The organism is Hamadaea tsunoensis DSM 44101 (genome assembly GCF_000428945.1).
Lineage (GTDB): Bacteria > Actinomycetota > Actinomycetes > Mycobacteriales > Micromonosporaceae > Hamadaea > Hamadaea tsunoensis.
Genome location: NZ_AUAX01000024.1, coordinates 57,288 through 72,793, shown reverse-complemented (window position 1 = coordinate 72,793; position 15,506 = coordinate 57,288). Strand labels below are relative to the sequence as shown.

Below are 15,506 nucleotides of genomic sequence, written 5' to 3'. Positions count from 1 at the left end.
CGTCTACGCCCGTGAACCTCGCCATCGCTGGGGCGGCCGAAGCCCTGTCCGCGGTACCGCGGGCGGCCCTGCCCGTGCAGATCCCGAGCCCGTCGACGGCCGTGTGGCATCTCGGCCCGCTGCCGATCCGGGCGTACGCGCTCTGCATCATCCTGGGCATCGTCGCCGCCTGTGTGATCACCGACCGGCGGATGCGGACGCGGGGCGCCCCACCGTGGGCGGTGCTGGACATCGCGGTCTTCGCGGTGCCGTTCGGCATCATCGGCGGCCGGATCTACCACGTGATCACGTCGCCGCAGCAGTACTTCGGCGAGGGCGGGCACCCGATCGAGGCGCTCTACATCTGGCGCGGCGGCCTGGGCATCTGGGGCGCGATCGCGCTCGGCGCGCTCGGCGCGTGGCTGGCCTGCAAGCAGATGGGCCTGCCGTTCGCGCTGGTCGCCGACAGCATGGCCGTCGGCCTGCCGGTGGCGCAGGCGATCGGCCGGCTCGGCAACTGGTTCAACAACGAGCTCTACGGCGGCGTGACGAAGTCCGTCCTCGGCCTGCAGATCCACCCGATGGACCCGCGGAATCCGGGCCACGCGGAGCTCGGCCCCGACGGCAAGGCGCTCACGCTGCCCGACCTCTACCAGCCGACGTTCCTCTACGAGCTGGTCTGGGATCTGCTCGTCGCGCTGCTGGTGGTGCTGGCCGACCGCAGGTTCAAGCTCGGCCGGGGGCGCGCGTTCGCGCTGTACGTGATGGCGTACACGGCGGGTCGCGGGGTCATCGAGACGATGCGTACCGACCCGGCCAACCACTTCGGCGGGCTCCGGCTCAACGTGTGGACCTCGATCGTGGTGTTCCTGGCCGCGCTCGCGTACTTCCTGCTGAAGCCGGGCCCGCGCGAGTACGTCATCCCGAACGCCGACGGAGTCAAGGGCTACCAGGTCGTCACCGAGGCGCAGTACGCGGCGTTCGCCGCCGACGGCACCCGGCCCGAGGGCACCGCCCCGGAGGCGCCCGCCGCATCGGGCGACGGTGACGGCAATGGGGACGGCGCCGGCGACGGCGACGCGGACGGCGATGCCGCGCAGAGCGGTCCGGCGGGCGAATCCGCACAGGCGGACACGGCGAAGGCTGAGAAGGCGGAGAAGGGCTGAGGTTCCCCATGGGGCAGGCGGTGGTGGTCGGAGCCGGCGTCGGCGGCCTCGCCGCGGCCGGGGCGCTCGCTCGCAACGGGTGGCGGGTCACGCTGCTCGAACAGGGTGATCGGCTGCGTGCCGACCCGGCCGCGCTGCTGATCTGGCCCAACGGCGTACGCGCGCTGCGGTCGCTCGGGCTGGCCGACGGGCTGGACTCGATCGCGACGGCTGTTCCGCAGGGCGGCGTACGCCGGTCGGACGGCAGCTGGCTCGTCCAGCCCGGTGCCGCCGCCGCGCTCTCGCCCCGGGTGTCCCCGGTCGTGGTGCACCGGGAAGACCTGCACGACGCCTTGATCGCCCGGTTGACGGCCACGCTGGACGTCCGGACGGGCATCACGGTCACCCAGGTCCGGACCGCGCCCGGGGAGCGCCCGGCGGTCACCGACGGGCGCAGCAGCTGGGAGGCCGACCTGGTCATCGGGGCCGACGGCGTCCAGTCGGCGGTACGCCGCGCGATCGCACCCGAGGCGGCCGTGGTCTCCAGCGGGTACGCGGCCTGGCGGGCCGTGATCCCGTGGTACCGGGCGCCGATGCTGGGGCCGGACGTCACGCTCGGGGCCGAGATCCTCGGCGGCGAGTACCGGTTCGTGGCGGCCTCGCTGGGCGACCGCGGTTCGGCCGGCGCGTCCAGCCGGGGCGGCATCTACTGGCAGGCGACCGTCGCCGGGGCGGCCCGGCCCGAAGCGCCCGCGACCCAGCTGGCCCTGCTGCGGCGGTGGTTCGAGCGGTGGCCGGCGCCGGTGTCGGAGCTGCTGGCCGCGACCGAGCCGGGCGACCTCGTCCAGCACGACGGCCGCGAGATCAGCCCGGTGCTGACCGAGTTCGGCCTGGCCGCCGGGACGGGCGGGGTGATCCTCGCCGGTGACGCCGCCCACGGGATGGCCCACCACCTGGCCCAGGGCGCCTGCCTCGCCTTCGAGGACGTGGCGACGCTGGTCACCCTGGCCAACGGCACGCAGCCGGGCGACGGGCTGCGGGCGGCCGTGCACGCGTACTCGCGGGCCCGCGTACCGCGCAGCGCGGCCGTGGCCCGCCAGACGCGCCGGGTCGGTGCCGTTCTCGCCCCCCGCGGCCGCCTCGGTACGCGGGCCCGGGACGCGGCGTTCGGCGTACTGTCCACACGCGTGCTCGATCGTGCCCGCGGCGAAGCGGTGAACTGGTTCCCGCCCAAATAGGCGGTTCCCGCACGGGTGTCAGAACGGACCTGTCGGAAATCTCCCCTATCTCACCAGGTGGACGTGTGATCTATCTGTGTCTGGCGGAATGACGGGGGAGTTAACGTAGACTCACTTTCACTCCGCGTCAGAACCGGGTAACGAAAACCGAGTAATACTTGCGGCAAGGCTGGTCCCGCGACCGGCCGCCGGTCAGGCCCCACAGGGCGGACCGGGTTGCCGACCCGGCGGAGAACCCCCAGGGCCGATGTCGTCCCGATGCCCACATCAGCGAGCTGACCGGCAGCGCCTGTAACTGCAAGCCTGTGCAACCCAGGCCGGCCGGATTCCCACCCTCGCAAACGACGACGACAGGAGGCCGATGTGGCGTACCCGTCCCCCCGCGCAAGCGAGCAGCAGCCGCGCCCTTCGACCCTGCCCGGCATGAGCCTGCCGGCGCCGCAGGGTTTGTACGACCCTGCCAACGAGAAGGACGCCTGCGGTGTCGCGTTCGTCGCGGACGTGCACGGCCGCCGCAGCCATGACGTCGTCGAGAAGGGCCTGGCCGCGCTCGTACGCCTGGACCACCGCGGCGCCCGCGGCGCGGAGCCGGAGACGGGCGACGGCGCGGGCATCCTGCTGCAGCTGCCGGACGCCTTCTACCGGGCGATCCTGGCCGAGGAGGGCGCGGGATTCGAGCTGCCGCCCGCCGGCGAGTACGCGACGGGCCTGGTGTTCCTGCCGACCAACGGGGCCGACGAGGCGCGGGCGCTGACCGTCCTGGAGAAGTACGCGCTCGTCGAGGGCGCGGAGATCCTGGGCTGGCGCGAGCTGCCGGTGCGGCCGCGGGGCCTCGGCGCGACCGCGGAGCGGGCCCGGCCGCGCATCCGCCAGGTCTTCATGGCCGCCCACCGGTTGAGCGACGGTACGCCGCTGAGCGGGATGGACCTCGACCGCGTGATGTTCTGCGTCCGCAAGCAGACCGAGCGGGAGACCCGTGAGCGGGGCGTGCCGACGTACTTCCCGTCGCTGTCCGGCCGGACCGTCGTGTACAAGGGCATGCTCACGCCCGACCAGCTGAACACGTTCTTCCCGGACCTGCACGACGAGCGGGTCGACAGCGCGATCGCGCTGGTGCACTCCCGGTTCTCGACGAACACCTTCCCGAGCTGGCCGCTGGCGCATCCGTACCGGTTCATCGCCCACAACGGTGAGATCAACACGATCCGGGGCAACAAGAACTGGATGCAGGCGCGCGAGTCGCTGCTGGCCAGCCCGCTCATCCCGGGCAACATCCGGCGGCTGTTCCCGATCGCCACGCCGGACGCCTCGGACTCGGCGAGCTTCGACGAGGTCCTCGAGCTGCTGCACATGGCCGGCCGCAGCCTGCCGCACGCCGTGCTCATGATGATCCCGGAGGCGTGGGAGAACGACGCCTCCCTCGCGGCCACCCCGGAGGGCGCGGCGCGCAAGGCGTTCTACCGCTTCCACGCGAGCCTGATGGAGCCGTGGGACGGCCCCGCCGACGTGGCGTTCAGCGACGGCACCGTGGTCGGCGCCGTGCTCGACCGCAACGGCCTGCGCCCCGGGCGCTGGTCGCTGACCTCCGACGGCCTCGTCGTGTTCGGCAGCGAGTCGGGCATGCTCGACCTCGACCCGGCGACCGTCGTGGCCAAGGGCCGTTCGCAGCCCGGCCGGATGTTCCTCGTGGACACGGCCTCGGGCCGGGTCGTCGGGGACGACGAGATCAAGAGCGAGCTCGCCGCCGCGGCCCCGTACGCCGAGTGGCTGCACGCCGGCCTCATCCACCTGGAGTCGCTGCCGGAGCGGGACCACCAGGTCTACACGCACGACTCGGTGCAGCGCCGCCAGCAGACCTTCGGCTACACCGAGGAGGAGCTCAAGATCCTCGTCGGGCCGATGGCCCGGTCCGGTGCGGAGCCGCTCGGCTCGATGGGCACCGACACGCCCGTCTCCGCGCTGTCGCAGCGCCCGCGGCTGCTCTACGACTACTTCCAGCAGATCTTCGCGCAGGTCACCAACCCGCCGCTGGACGCGATCCGCGAGGAGATGGTGACCAGCCTGTCGCTGACGATCGGCCCCGAGGGCAACCTGCTCGACCCGGGCCCGGCCAGCTGCCGGCAGATCGTGCTGCCGTCGCCGGTCATCGACAACGACGAGCTGGCCAAGATCCTGTCGATCGACGAGGACGGCGACATGCCCGGCTACCAGGCCGTGCGGGTCTCCGGCCTGTACCCGCTGCGCGACGGCGAGCAGGGGCTCAAGGCCCGGCTCACCGAGATCTGCCGGCACGTCTCCGAGGCGATCGAGGACGGCGTCCGGATCCTGGTGCTGTCCGACCGCGACTCCACCGCCGACCTCGCCCCGATCCCGTCGCTGCTGCTGACGGCCGCGGTGCACCAGCACCTCATCCGGGAGCAGACGCGTACGCAGGTGGCGCTGATCATCGAGTCCGGCGACTGCCGGGAGGTGCACCACGCCGCCGTGCTCATCGGGTACGGGGCGGCCGCGGTGAACCCGTATCTCGCCTTCGAGAGCGCCGAAGACCTCATCCGCGAGGGCGCGCTGCCCGGGGTCACCCCGGAGAAGGCCGTCCGCAACTACGTGAAGGCGCTGAACAAGGGCGTACTGAAGATCATGTCCAAGATGGGCATCTCGACGGTCTCGTCCTACTGCGGCGCCCAGGTCTTCGAGGCGGTCGGCCTCGACCTGCGGCTCGTCGACCGCTACTTCACCAGCACCAAGTCGCTCATCGGCGGCATCGGGCTGGCCGGCATCCACGCCGAGGTGGCCGTGCGGCACGCGGTCGCGTACCCGCAGAACGCGGCGGAGCAGGCCCACCGGCGACTGGAGGTCGGCGGCGAGTACCAGTGGCGCCGCGAGGGCGAGGTGCACCTGTTCAACCCGGAGACGGTCTTCCTGCTCCAGCACGCCACCCGCTCGGGCCAGGAGAAGGTCTTCCGCGAGTACACCGGCAAGGTCAACGCGCTGTCGGCGAAGGGCGCGTCGCTGCGCGGCCTGTTCTCCTTCAAGGCCGCGGCCGAGCCGATCCCGGTCGAGGAGGTCGAGTCGGTCGCGGAGATCGTCCGGCGGTTCGCGACCGGCGCGATGAGCTACGGCTCGATCTCGGCCGAGGCGCACGAGACGCTCGCGATCGCGATGAACAGGCTCGGCGGCAAGTCGAACACGGGCGAGGGCGGCGAGGACGTCGAGCGCCTCTACGACCCGCAGCGCCGCTCGGCGGTCAAGCAGATCGCCTCCGGCCGGTTCGGCGTCACGACCGAGTACCTGGTCAACGCCGACGACCTGCAGATCAAGATGGCGCAGGGCGCGAAGCCCGGCGAGGGCGGGCAGCTGCCCGGCAACAAGGTGTGGCCGTGGATCGCCAAGACCCGGCACGCCACCGCCGGGGTCGGTCTCATCTCGCCGCCCCCGCACCACGACATCTACTCCATCGAAGACCTCGCGCAGCTCGTCTTCGACCTCAAGAGCGTCAACCCGGCCTCGCGCGTACACGTGAAGCTGGTCAGTGAGACCGGCGTGGGCACCGTCGCCGCGGGCGTCGCGAAGCTCAAGGCCGATGTCATCCTCATCTCGGGCCACGACGGCGGCACCGGCGCGTCGCCCCTCAACAGCCTCAAGCACGCGGGTACGCCGTGGGAGCTCGGCCTGGCCGAGACGCAGCAGACGCTGCTGCTCAACGGCCTGCGCGACCGGGTGACGGTGCAGGTGGACGGCCAGCTCAAGACCGGCCGCGACGTCGTGGTGGCGGCGCTGCTCGGCGCCGAGGAGTTCGGCTTCGCGACCGCGCCGCTGGTCGTGTCGGGCTGCATCATGATGCGCGTCTGCCACCTGGACACCTGTCCGGTCGGCATCGCGACGCAGAACCCGCGGTTGCGCGAGCGCTACGCGGGCGAGCCGGAGTTCGTCGAGAACTTCTTCCGCTTCCTCGCCCAGGAGGTACGCGAGCTCCTGGCGAGCCTGGGCCTGCGCAGCATCGACGAGGCCGTCGGCCGGGCCGACCTGCTGGACTTCGTGCCGGCGGTCGACCACTGGAAGGGCCAGGGCGTCGACCTGACCGGCGTGCTGTACCAGCCCGAGATCCCGGCCGGCGCCGCGCTGCGCCGGACCCGCGCCCAGGACCACCAGCTGGAGAAGTCGCTCGACAACGAGCTGCTCGTGCTGGCCGCCCCGGCGCTGGAGAACGGCACGAAGGTGACCGCGGCGATCGGCGTACGCAACGAGCACCGCAGTGTCGGCGCCATGCTGGGCGGCGAGGTGGCCCGGCGGTACCGGGGCCGGGGCCTGCCCGACGACACGATCTCGATCACGCTCACCGGTACGGCGGGGCAGTCGTTCGGCGCGTTCGTGCCGCGCGGCGTGACGCTGCGGCTCTACGGCGACGCCAACGACTACGTCGGCAAGGGGCTGTCGGGCGGCCGCCTGATCGTCCGGCCGCACGCCACGGCGCCGTACGCGGCCGAGGCCAACGTCATCGCCGGCAACACCGTCCTCTATGGAGCGACGTCCGGCGAGGTCTTCCTGCGGGGGCAGGCCGGCCAGCGGTTCGCCGTACGCAACTCGGGCGCCACGGCGGTCGTCGAGGGCGTCGGCGACCACGGCTGCGAGTACATGACCGGCGGCACGGTCGTCGTGCTCGGCCCGACCGGGCGCAACTTCGCGGCCGGCATGAGCGGTGGTACGGCGTACGTGCTGGACCTGGAGCCGGAGCTGGTCAACCGGGAGCTGGTCGACCTGGACCCGGTGGGATCCGAGGACAGCTTCCAGCTGCGCGCACTCGTCGAGAACCACTACGCGGAGACCGGTTCGGCCGTGGCGGAGAAGCTGCTCGCGGACTGGTCCGAGGCCGTCAGCCGGTTCACGGCGGTCGTCCCGCGCGACTACAAGAAGGTTCTGGAAGTCATGCGGACCGCCGAGGCAGCCGGCCGTGACGTCGACGCGGCGGTCATGGAGGTGTCCCGTGCCTGATCCGAGTGGATTCCTGCGCTTCGGCCGGCGGCTGCCGGACCGGCGCCCGGTCCCGGTACGCATCCTCGACTGGAACGAGGTCTACCCGCCGGCCGGCGACAACCTGGTACGCGAGCAGGCGACCCGGTGCATGGACTGCGGCATCCCGTTCTGCCACGACGGCTGCCCGCTCGGCAACCGGATCCCGGACTGGAACGACCTCGTGCGTACGGGATCGTGGGCGTCGGCGGTCGAGTCCCTGCACGCCACGAACAACTTCCCGGAGTTCACCGGGCGGCTGTGCCCGGCGCCGTGCGAGGCCGCGTGCGTCCTCGGCATCGGCGACGACCCGGTGGCGATCAAGCAGGTCGAGGTGTCCATCATCGACCACGCGTTCGCCGACGGGCTCGTCACGCCGCAGCCGGCACCCGAGCCGTCCGGCCGGTCCGTGGCCGTGGTCGGCTCCGGCCCCGCCGGGCTCGCCGCCGCCCAGCAGCTGGCCCGGGCCGGTCACGCCGTGACCGTGTTCGAGCGCGACGACCGCCCCGGCGGCCTGCTGCGCTACGGCATTCCGGACTTCAAGCTGGAGAAGCGGCACGTCGACCGCCGGGTCGAGCAGCTCGTCGCGGAGGGCGTCGTCTTCCGCACCGGGGTGGACGTCGGCGTCGACGTCACCGCCGACCAGCTGCGGGCCGGTTTCGACGCGGTCCTGCTGGCCACCGGCGCGCTCGCCGGCCGGGACACCCCGCAGACCGAGGGCCGGCAGCTGCGCGGCATCCACCTCGCGATGGACCACCTGGTGCAGTCCAACCGTTTCGTCGCCGGCGAGTTCGTCACAGGCGAGGTCACCGCTCCGGAGATCACCGCCGAGGGCAAGCACGTCGTCATCATCGGCGGCGGCGACACCGGCGCGGACTGCCTCGGCGTCGCCCACCGCCAGAACGCCGTGTCGGTCACCCAGCTCGACCGCTACCCGCTGCCGCCCGGCGTACGCGACGAGGGCCGGGACCCGTGGCCGACCTGGCCCTGGGTCCTGCGCAACTACGCGGCCCACGAGGAGGGCGGCGACCGCGTCTTCTCGGTGGCCGTCCAGCGCTTCGTCGACGACGGCACCGGCGCGGTACGCGCGATCGTCCTCGCCGATGTCGTGGTCGAGCGGGTGAACGGCCGCGGTGTCGTGACGCAGGTGCCCGGCTCCGAGCGGGAGATCCCGGCGGACCTGGTGCTGCTCGCGATCGGCTTCGAGGGGACCGACGCGCTGCCCGCCCTCGCCCAGCTCGGGCTGGAGCGCAGCGACCGCGGCACGGTCGAGGCCGACGAGAACTGGCAGACGGGCACGCCCGGCGTCTTCGTCGCGGGCGACGCGCACAAGGGCGCCTCGCTCATCGTCTGGGCGATCGCCGAGGGGCGGTCGGCCGCGGCGGCGATCCACGCGTACCTGGGCGGAACGGGAACCCTGCCCGCCCCGGTACGCCCGTCGTCCCGCCCGCTCGCCGCGATCTGAGCGGGCCCCTGCTCACTGTGCGATCATGACTCATTGATCATGATCACGGTCCTTCCCGGGGAGTGGCGGCCGGCCGCGAGGTCGGCGTAGGCCGCCACTGCCCCGGTCGGCGTGCGGGTACGCGTGACCGGGTCCGGTATCGTCCCGTCGACGACCAGTCCCGCCAGGGTCGGCAAGGTCCCGGAGATCAGGTGGGTCGTGCCCATGACCGTCTCGACGGCCAGGTCGCCTGGGCGAGGGCGGCGGGATCATGGCCGGGATAGACCTCGGTGGCGCCCCGGCCCCGGACGTGCTCGCCAGGTCCAGCACTAGCCCCAGCCCCAGCCCTCGACCCAGCCCCCGGCTCGGCAGCGACTTCAGCTCCGGCTTCGGCTCCGACTTCGGCTCCGGCTCCGACTTCGGCTCCGGCTCCGGCGGTCGTGTCCGCCGAGGTCGCGAGAATGGTCAGGCCGGGGCGGCGGGCCGGCAGCGGGAGCCGCGCGTACGGCCGCCCTGGCCTCGGCCGTCATCCGGGAGGCGCGTTCTTGATCGTCGGCCTTCCCGGGGATCCCTTTGACGATCTGACAAATCAAGCATAGATTGTCAGTATGTCCAGCACGGTGGCGGCCGACGAACGCAGGGAGCGGATCCTGACCGCGGCGCTCGGCGTCTTCGGGCGCTACGGATTCCGGCGTACCTCGATGGATCAGATAGCCCAGGCGGCCGGATTCTCCCGCCCGGCGGTCTACCAGTACTTCGGCGGCAAGGAGGCCGTGTTCCGGGCCCTCGGCGAGCGCCTCGCGGCCGAGGTCGTGGCGGCGGCCGCCCGAGCCCGGCACGACCGTGGCCCCGTCGCCGACCGCCTGTACGCGGCTCTCGCCCCGAAACTCGACCTCGTCGCGACATCGATCCAGCCGGAGTTCCGTGCGGAACTGTTCGCCGAGGCCAAGGAGGTCGTCGGCGATCTCGTGGCCGACTTCCACGACCGGCACCTGGCCGAGGTCGAGGGCCTGCTCGCCGAGGCCGCCGACGGGCTGCCCGGGGTGGGGACCGTGATCTCCGCGCGGGACGCCGCCCTCGTCCTGGTCGACGGGCTGCCGGGGATCGGCCAGGAACCGGTGCCACCGGACGAGGTCCGCCGCCGGCTGCGTCAACTGATCGACCTGGTGACGCGCGGGCTGCGTGACGTCGGCCCCGCGTGATGCCGGCCCCGGCGATCCCAGCCCCGCATGATGTCAGCCCACGACAGTCAGCCCACGAGCAGTCAGCCCGCCGGCGTCCTGGCCGGCTGACAGGAGAGTGACCACATGGGACAGACGATCACGCTCGCGTTCCTCGCCGGGGTGTTCGGCGCGAACGGCGTACCGCACTTCGTCCGGGGGATCACGCGCGAGACGTATCCGAGCGCGTTCGGCTACGGGCCGGTCGTGAACCTGGTCGCCGGGTGGCTGATGTTCGTCCTCGCCGCCGTCGCGGGCTACTTCGCCCATCCGGCGACGCATCCGCTGCCGGCCGTCGCGGCGATCGCGGCCGGGGTCCTGGCGATGGGCCTCTTCCACGCCGGGCCGGGCGCGTTCGGCCGCAAGCCGCCCGTCGGTGCCGCGCCGGAGGCCGGGGAAGCGACGGCGCCGGGCGGCCCGGTCAGCGCGCCGCGGCCGAGTTCGCGCTGACCATCAGCGTCGACACGTTGACCGCTTCGAAGTCCGAGCCGGTCAGCCCGCCCAGGGCGTGCAGGGCGTCGTTGTCCCAGTGGGAGTCCGGCGTGCCGGAGATGTACCAGGGCGAGCCGTTGTCCGCGACGATCAGGCCGTACTTCTTCATCGCCTCGGCCACGATCCGCGCCTGCTTCGGCAGCTTCGAGACGTCGACGCCCGCCTTCAGCCGCAGCCGCAGGCCCATCGGCGGCAGGGCGGCGTCGGCGGACTGGCCGGCCGCGTGCCGGGCCGGCCACACATAGGACGTACGCGATCTCGGCACCGTCACCCGGATCGCGTGGTCGATGTGGCCGGACGCGACCTCGGAGTAGCGGACGAGCCCGGCGAAGATCGACAGCCCGGCCGCGTCGGCGGAGGTCCACCCGGCCGGGCGCAGCCGGTCCGAGCGGAGGTCGAAGACCGCACCGGAACCGGCGTGCCAGCCGTCGGACCGGTGCTCGGCGGCGAACAGCTCGTAGACCTTGCAGGCCACCGGATCGTGCAGGACGACGTGCCGGTCCCCGTCCGCCTGCGGGCCGCCCTCGATCGCCGCGCCCGCCGGGATCGGATACGGGCCCTTGTCGCTCTCGCCGGCGTACGCGAACCGGACAGTGGAGCTCTTCTGTCCAGCCGGGACGGTCGTGACGGGGATGCCGATCGGGCCGCCGTCCCACGTGCCGCTGCCGAAGTCGGCGTGTACGCCGGATGCCGTCCCGATCGAGGCGATGTACCGCGCGGAGGCGGGGTCGGCGGGCAGCCGGGAGACGTCGGCGCGCCAGATGTTGTCCGCGGGAAAGCCGTCGCAGGAACCCTGTCCTGGGCCGGCACCGGTGGAGGCACTGGGTGCGGCAGTGGCCGCCGCCCCGATCCCCGCCGACGCGGAAGTACTCGGCCCGGCAGTGCTCGAGCCGGCGGCATCAGGTCCCGCAGCGTTCGGGCCCGCAGCGTTCGGGCCCACGGCATCGGGACCGGCTGCGGTCGGAGCGGTGGACCCGCAGGCGGCGACCGCCAGCGCCAGCACGAGTGCCGACATACGTGCCGCCACGCGTACTGACATTCCCATCACGCATCTCACAGCGCAGCAGGATGTCACAAAAGCGCCGGCCGATCCACGGCTGCCTTGATCACCCAGTTCGAGGCGATCGCCTGGTATCCCTCCCCGGTGGCGAGGCTCGACCGGGCCCATTTGCCGATCCCCATGGCCTTGATCTTCGTCAGCGGGTACGCCTGGGCGAAGTCGCTCATCTTCCGCAGGAACGCCTCGGCCGCCCGGAGCAGCCCGGCGAGCTTGGCGGCGATGGTGGCGCACCGGCTCGCGGCGGCGGCCGACGCGCTCCAGCCGGCGCTGGTGCCGGCGGCGACGGACGCGCCGAGCGTGGCCCACGAGGACGCGAGGGCGACGAGGATCGTGGCGATCAGCCAGGCGACGAGCTCCTTGATGATGCGCACGACCAGCTCCTCGGCCTGCTCGGCGCCGGTGGCGGTCTGCTCCAGCAGGTCGGCCGTCTGCTGGAAGTGCCCGACGATCTGCTCGAGGCTGGTGGCGAGCTGGTCGAGTTCGCGGTTGAACGCCTCGGAGGCGGGGCCCTCCCACGAGGCCATCAGCTTCGCCCGCGCGCCGACCTCCACCCCGACGAGATCGTGGACCTCGTCGGCCGCCTTGCGCCAGGCCTGCGCCTTGTCGCGCAGCGCGGCCGGGTCGCCGGTGACCGCGTCGAGCGGGTCGGCGAGGAACTCGACGATGGGCTGGATGACGTGCAGCGCGGCCCCCGCCGGGGACAGCCATTCGGCGATGCGCTCGACGCCGGGTTCGGAGCGGGGCATCTCAGTCACCTCCGCCGAATCGCGCCGCGGCGGCCTGGTCGGCATCGCGGTACGCCGACCGGATCGACTCCATCGCCTCGGCCAGCGCGTCGAAGACGTCCCGCCCGTCGCGCAGCGCGTTCAGCCCCTCGTCGCAGCGTTCGGCGTACCGGTCGTGCAGCCCGTGCGCCTCCTGGAGCAGGCCGAAACTGCCGGCGGTGACGTCCGTGTCGGCCAGCACCTGCCGGGCGCGCTCGAAACCTTCCGAGATGTCCTGCGCCGCCTGGTGGTACGCGGTCAGCGCCCGCAGGGCGACCTTGGTGGTGTCAACCTTGGTCGTGTCGGTCGTCACGGGTCCTCCCGTCGCTTGTCCTCGTGTTCGGTTGTCCACCCAGCGCGGCCAGCACTGTGGACGATTGCCTGCGGAGCAGGTTCACGGCGACCGCGGAGCCGTCGGCGCAGGACACGACGATCCGCCCGCGGCGCAGCAGCCCCCGTGGCGCCGGCCGGGCCCCCGTCACCGCGGTACGCGCGACCCAGCCGACGACGGAGAACTCGTAGTGCCCCGGCGCCTGGCGCTGGTGCTCGACGAGTTCGCCGCGTGCGACGATCACGCGCCGGTCCGTGACCACCAGCTTGGCCCACGACGCCTCGGTGATGAGTTCGTGCAGCGTCGCCGCGGTCGAACCGGCCGGACCGTCGACGGCCCTGCCGAAGCCGGCCAGGCGCAGCAGTTGCGTGTGCCCGCCGAGCAGGCCCAGCGTCAGGACCCGGGTGGCGGCGGCGCCGAGTTCCGCGCGCGCGTCGACGGGACCGGTGGCACCGGGATCGATACGGGTGATGACGGCGGCCGCCCCGAGTTCCTCGCCCGGACCCAGGACGCCCGCGGCGTCACGGGCGATCGTGTCGGTCGATGCGTCAGGCACATCGGGAATCCTGGCACGGTTCGGCGGCACTGGCTATGGTCTGTCTTCGAGCTGTGGACAACTCCCGGCGGGGAGGGGGAAACGCGGATGGATGAAGTGAAGAACCTGGATGACTTGGCCGCCTATGCCCTGCATCAGGTCGAGCGGTTGCGCGCGCTGCAGGCCCGGCTGGCCGACCTCAGCTGCGAGGGGCGGTCACCCGACGGACTGGTCGTGGCGCGTACGGGGGCCGGCGGGCGGGTGCTCGACCTGCGCCTGGATCCCCGGGCGCTCGGCGGCGGGGCGGAGCGCCTCGGCCGGTCCGTCCGCTCCGCGATCACCGCCGCCCAGAACGCGTACGCGCAGGAGGCCGGCAAGCTGATGGCCACGGAGCTGCCGCCGCCCGGCGACGAGGAGTACGAGCGGGGCGTGGCGCGGATCGACGAGCTGACCGAGCGCCTGAACGAGATGACCCGCCGCCTGGAACGCTGAGCCGCAGAAAAGCTGAGCCGCAGAAAGAGCTGAGCCGCAGGAAACGCAGAAATCGCTGAGCCGGCTGGGAAAGCAGTGCTGCCGGGAAAGCCTCTAAGATGGCACGAAGTGCGCCGCCGGGCGGGAACCGGCGGACCGGGCCGATGCCGCTCACCGGGCGGTTCGGCGGGGCGGACAACTATAAAGATCCCAGGTTAACGTGGGTTAAAGGCTGTAGCCCGGCTGTCATGGTCCCAGTGGAAAGCGCTAGGCTCGGTCACCGTGACACGCCGCGCGAAAATAGTCTGTACCCTCGGCCCCGCTACCAGCAGCCCGGAGCGGCTCAAGGGCCTCATCGACGCGGGCATGAACGTGGCCCGCCTCAACTTCAGCCACGGCGACCACGCCGACCACGAGGCCGTCTACGAGCAGGTGCGCCGGCAGGCGCGGGCGGCGGGCGTGGCGGTGGCGATCCTCGCCGACCTCCAGGGCCCGAAGATCCGGCTCGGCCGGTTCGTCGACGGCCCGCACGAGTGGCGTACCGGTGACACCGTCACCATCACCAGCGACGACATCGAGGGCACCAAGGACCGGGTGTCGTGCACCTACAAGCGGCTGCCCGAAGAGGTGAAGGCGGGTGACCGCCTGCTCATCGACGACGGCAAGGTCGCCGTCGAGGTCATCGGCGTGGATGGCCACGACATCAAGTGCCGGGTCGTCGAAGGCGGCATGGTCAGCAACAACAAGGGCGTCTCGCTGCCGAACGTGGCCGTCTCGGTGCCCGCGCTCTCCGAGAAGGACGCCGAGGACCTGCGGTTCGCGCTGCGCCTGGGCGTCGACTGGATCGCGCTGTCGTTCGTGCGCTCGCCCGACGACATCAAGCTCGTCCACGAGATCATGGCCGAGGAGAACGTCTACCGGCCGGTCATCGCCAAGGTCGAGAAGCCCGAGGCGGTCGCCCGCCTGGAGGAGATCGTCAACGCGTTCGACGCGGTGATGGTCGCCCGTGGCGACCTCGGCGTCGAGATGCCGCTGGACCAGGTCCCGATCGTGCAGAAGCGGGCCGTCCAGCTCTGCCGGGAGTACGCGAAGCCGGTCATCGTCGCGACGCAGATGCTCGACTCGATGATCGAGAACTCGCGGCCGACCCGCGCGGAGGCGTCCGACGTCGCCAACGCGGTGCTCGACGGCGCCGACGCGGTCATGCTGTCCGGCGAGACGAGCGTCGGCAAGTTCCCGGTGCTGACCGTCGCCACGATGGCCAAGATCATCGAGACCACCGAGGAGGCGCTGCCGCTCGGCGTACCGCGGCTGCAGCACGACCCGCGTACCCGCGGCGGTGCCCTGACGGTCGCGGCGGCGAACATCGCCTCGGCCGTCGGCGCCAAGGCGCTGGTCGCCTTCACGCAGACCGGCGACACCGTCCGGCGCCTCGCCCGGCTGCACTGCGAACTGCCGCTGCTGGCGTTCACCCCGGAGGAGCACGCGCGCAACCAGATGGCGCTGTCCTGGGGCGTTGAGACGTTCCTCGTGCCGTTCGTGCACCACACCGACGACATGTTCCGCCAGGTCGACCAGGCGCTGCTGGGCCTCGGCCGCGGCAAGCCCGGCGACGTCGTGGTCATCGTGGCCGGTTCGCCGCCCGGCACGCCCGGTTCGACGAACACGCTGCGCCTGCACCCGCTCGGGTCGCTGACCGGCCACATCGGCCGCTGATTCGGCGCGTACGCGTCCACGGGGCATCCGGATCACACCGGGTGCCCCGTTCGGCGTGTGTGGCACAGCGGACACCGTGCGGAAACCCGGAAAGGCCCTACCGG

At 72.3% G+C, this 15,506-nt stretch carries 13 protein-coding genes; 8 read left to right on the top strand and 5 right to left on the bottom strand.

Translation table 11 applies throughout. The features are described 5' to 3' along the window. The first annotated feature begins 11 nt into the window (after nt 1-11). From lgt to G401_RS0129485, 4 genes are all read left to right on the top strand, one after another. Nucleotides 12-1,145, top strand: a complete 1,134-nt coding sequence (gene lgt / locus G401_RS0129500) for a prolipoprotein diacylglyceryl transferase (protein ID WP_051367330.1) — start codon at nt 12-14, stop codon at nt 1,143-1,145. Nucleotides 1,146-1,153: 8 nt separating this feature from the next. Then, nucleotides 1,154-2,362 (top strand): FAD-dependent monooxygenase, encoded by a 1,209-nt coding sequence (locus G401_RS0129495; RefSeq protein ID WP_027345312.1) that lies wholly within the window; start codon nt 1,154-1,156, stop codon nt 2,360-2,362. A gap of 363 nt (nt 2,363-2,725) precedes the next feature. Next, the gene (gene gltB / locus G401_RS0129490; RefSeq protein WP_211240876.1) at nt 2,726-7,351 is read left to right on the top strand and encodes a glutamate synthase large subunit; all 4,626 of its coding nucleotides are present in this window, start codon (nt 2,726-2,728) and stop codon (nt 7,349-7,351) included. Then, nucleotides 7,344-8,834 carry a glutamate synthase subunit beta gene (locus tag G401_RS0129485; protein WP_027345310.1) on the top strand — a complete coding sequence of 497 codons (1,491 nt, stop codon included), beginning with the start codon at nt 7,344-7,346 and terminating at the stop codon, nt 8,832-8,834. Before gltB ends, G401_RS0129485 begins: the two co-directional genes overlap by 8 nt. 23 nt (nt 8,835-8,857) lie before the next feature. Here the strand turns inward: G401_RS0129485 and G401_RS0129480 are convergent, their stop codons facing one another. Next, entirely contained in the window at nt 8,858-9,040 is a 183-nt protein-coding gene (locus tag G401_RS0129480) for a hypothetical protein (protein WP_027345309.1), read from the bottom strand. Nucleotides 9,041-9,421: 381 nt separating this feature from the next. Here G401_RS0129480 and G401_RS53500 point away from each other — a divergent pair, with 381 nt between their 5' ends. Together G401_RS53500 and G401_RS49290 are read left to right on the top strand one after the other, a co-directional pair. Further along, nucleotides 9,422-10,015, top strand: a complete 594-nt coding sequence (locus G401_RS53500; protein WP_051367329.1) for a TetR/AcrR family transcriptional regulator — start codon at nt 9,422-9,424, stop codon at nt 10,013-10,015. 105 nt (nt 10,016-10,120) lie between these two features. Continuing rightward, nucleotides 10,121-10,483 carry a hypothetical protein gene (locus G401_RS49290; protein ID WP_051367328.1) on the top strand — a complete coding sequence of 121 codons (363 nt, stop codon included), beginning with the start codon at nt 10,121-10,123 and terminating at the stop codon, nt 10,481-10,483. Here G401_RS49290 and G401_RS0129465 read toward each other — a convergent pair. The 4 genes from G401_RS0129465 to G401_RS56890 are packed head-to-tail and all read right to left on the bottom strand — an operon-like array spanning nt 10,455 to nt 13,236. After that, nucleotides 10,455-11,552: a hypothetical protein gene (locus G401_RS0129465; RefSeq protein ID WP_211240875.1), complete on the bottom strand. Its 1,098-nt coding sequence runs from the start codon at nt 11,550-11,552 to the stop codon at nt 10,455-10,457. The two genes, G401_RS49290 and G401_RS0129465, sit on opposite strands and share 29 nt — an antisense overlap. 44 nt (nt 11,553-11,596) lie before the next feature. Then, nucleotides 11,597-12,331, bottom strand: coding sequence for a WXG100 family type VII secretion target (locus G401_RS0129460; protein ID WP_027345307.1), 735 nt, complete (start codon nt 12,329-12,331; stop codon nt 11,597-11,599). A 1-nt stretch (nt 12,332) separates the two neighbouring features. Beyond that, nucleotides 12,333-12,662, bottom strand: coding sequence for a hypothetical protein (locus G401_RS0129455; protein WP_027345306.1), 330 nt, complete (start codon nt 12,660-12,662; stop codon nt 12,333-12,335). Beyond that, nucleotides 12,637-13,236, bottom strand: a complete 600-nt coding sequence (locus G401_RS56890; RefSeq protein WP_027345305.1) for a hypothetical protein — start codon at nt 13,234-13,236, stop codon at nt 12,637-12,639. Before G401_RS56890 ends, G401_RS0129455 begins: the two co-directional genes overlap by 26 nt. Nucleotides 13,237-13,332: 96 nt before the next feature. Here G401_RS56890 and G401_RS56885 point away from each other — a divergent pair, with 96 nt between their 5' ends. Both G401_RS56885 and pyk read left to right on the top strand, forming a co-directional pair. After that, entirely contained in the window at nt 13,333-13,707 is a 375-nt protein-coding gene (locus G401_RS56885) for a YbaB/EbfC family nucleoid-associated protein (RefSeq protein WP_211240874.1), read from the top strand. A gap of 261 nt (nt 13,708-13,968) precedes the next feature. After that, nucleotides 13,969-15,402 carry a pyruvate kinase gene (gene pyk, locus G401_RS0129440; protein ID WP_084557744.1) on the top strand — a complete coding sequence of 478 codons (1,434 nt, stop codon included), beginning with the start codon at nt 13,969-13,971 and terminating at the stop codon, nt 15,400-15,402. The last annotated feature ends 104 nt before the right edge of the window (nt 15,403-15,506 follow it).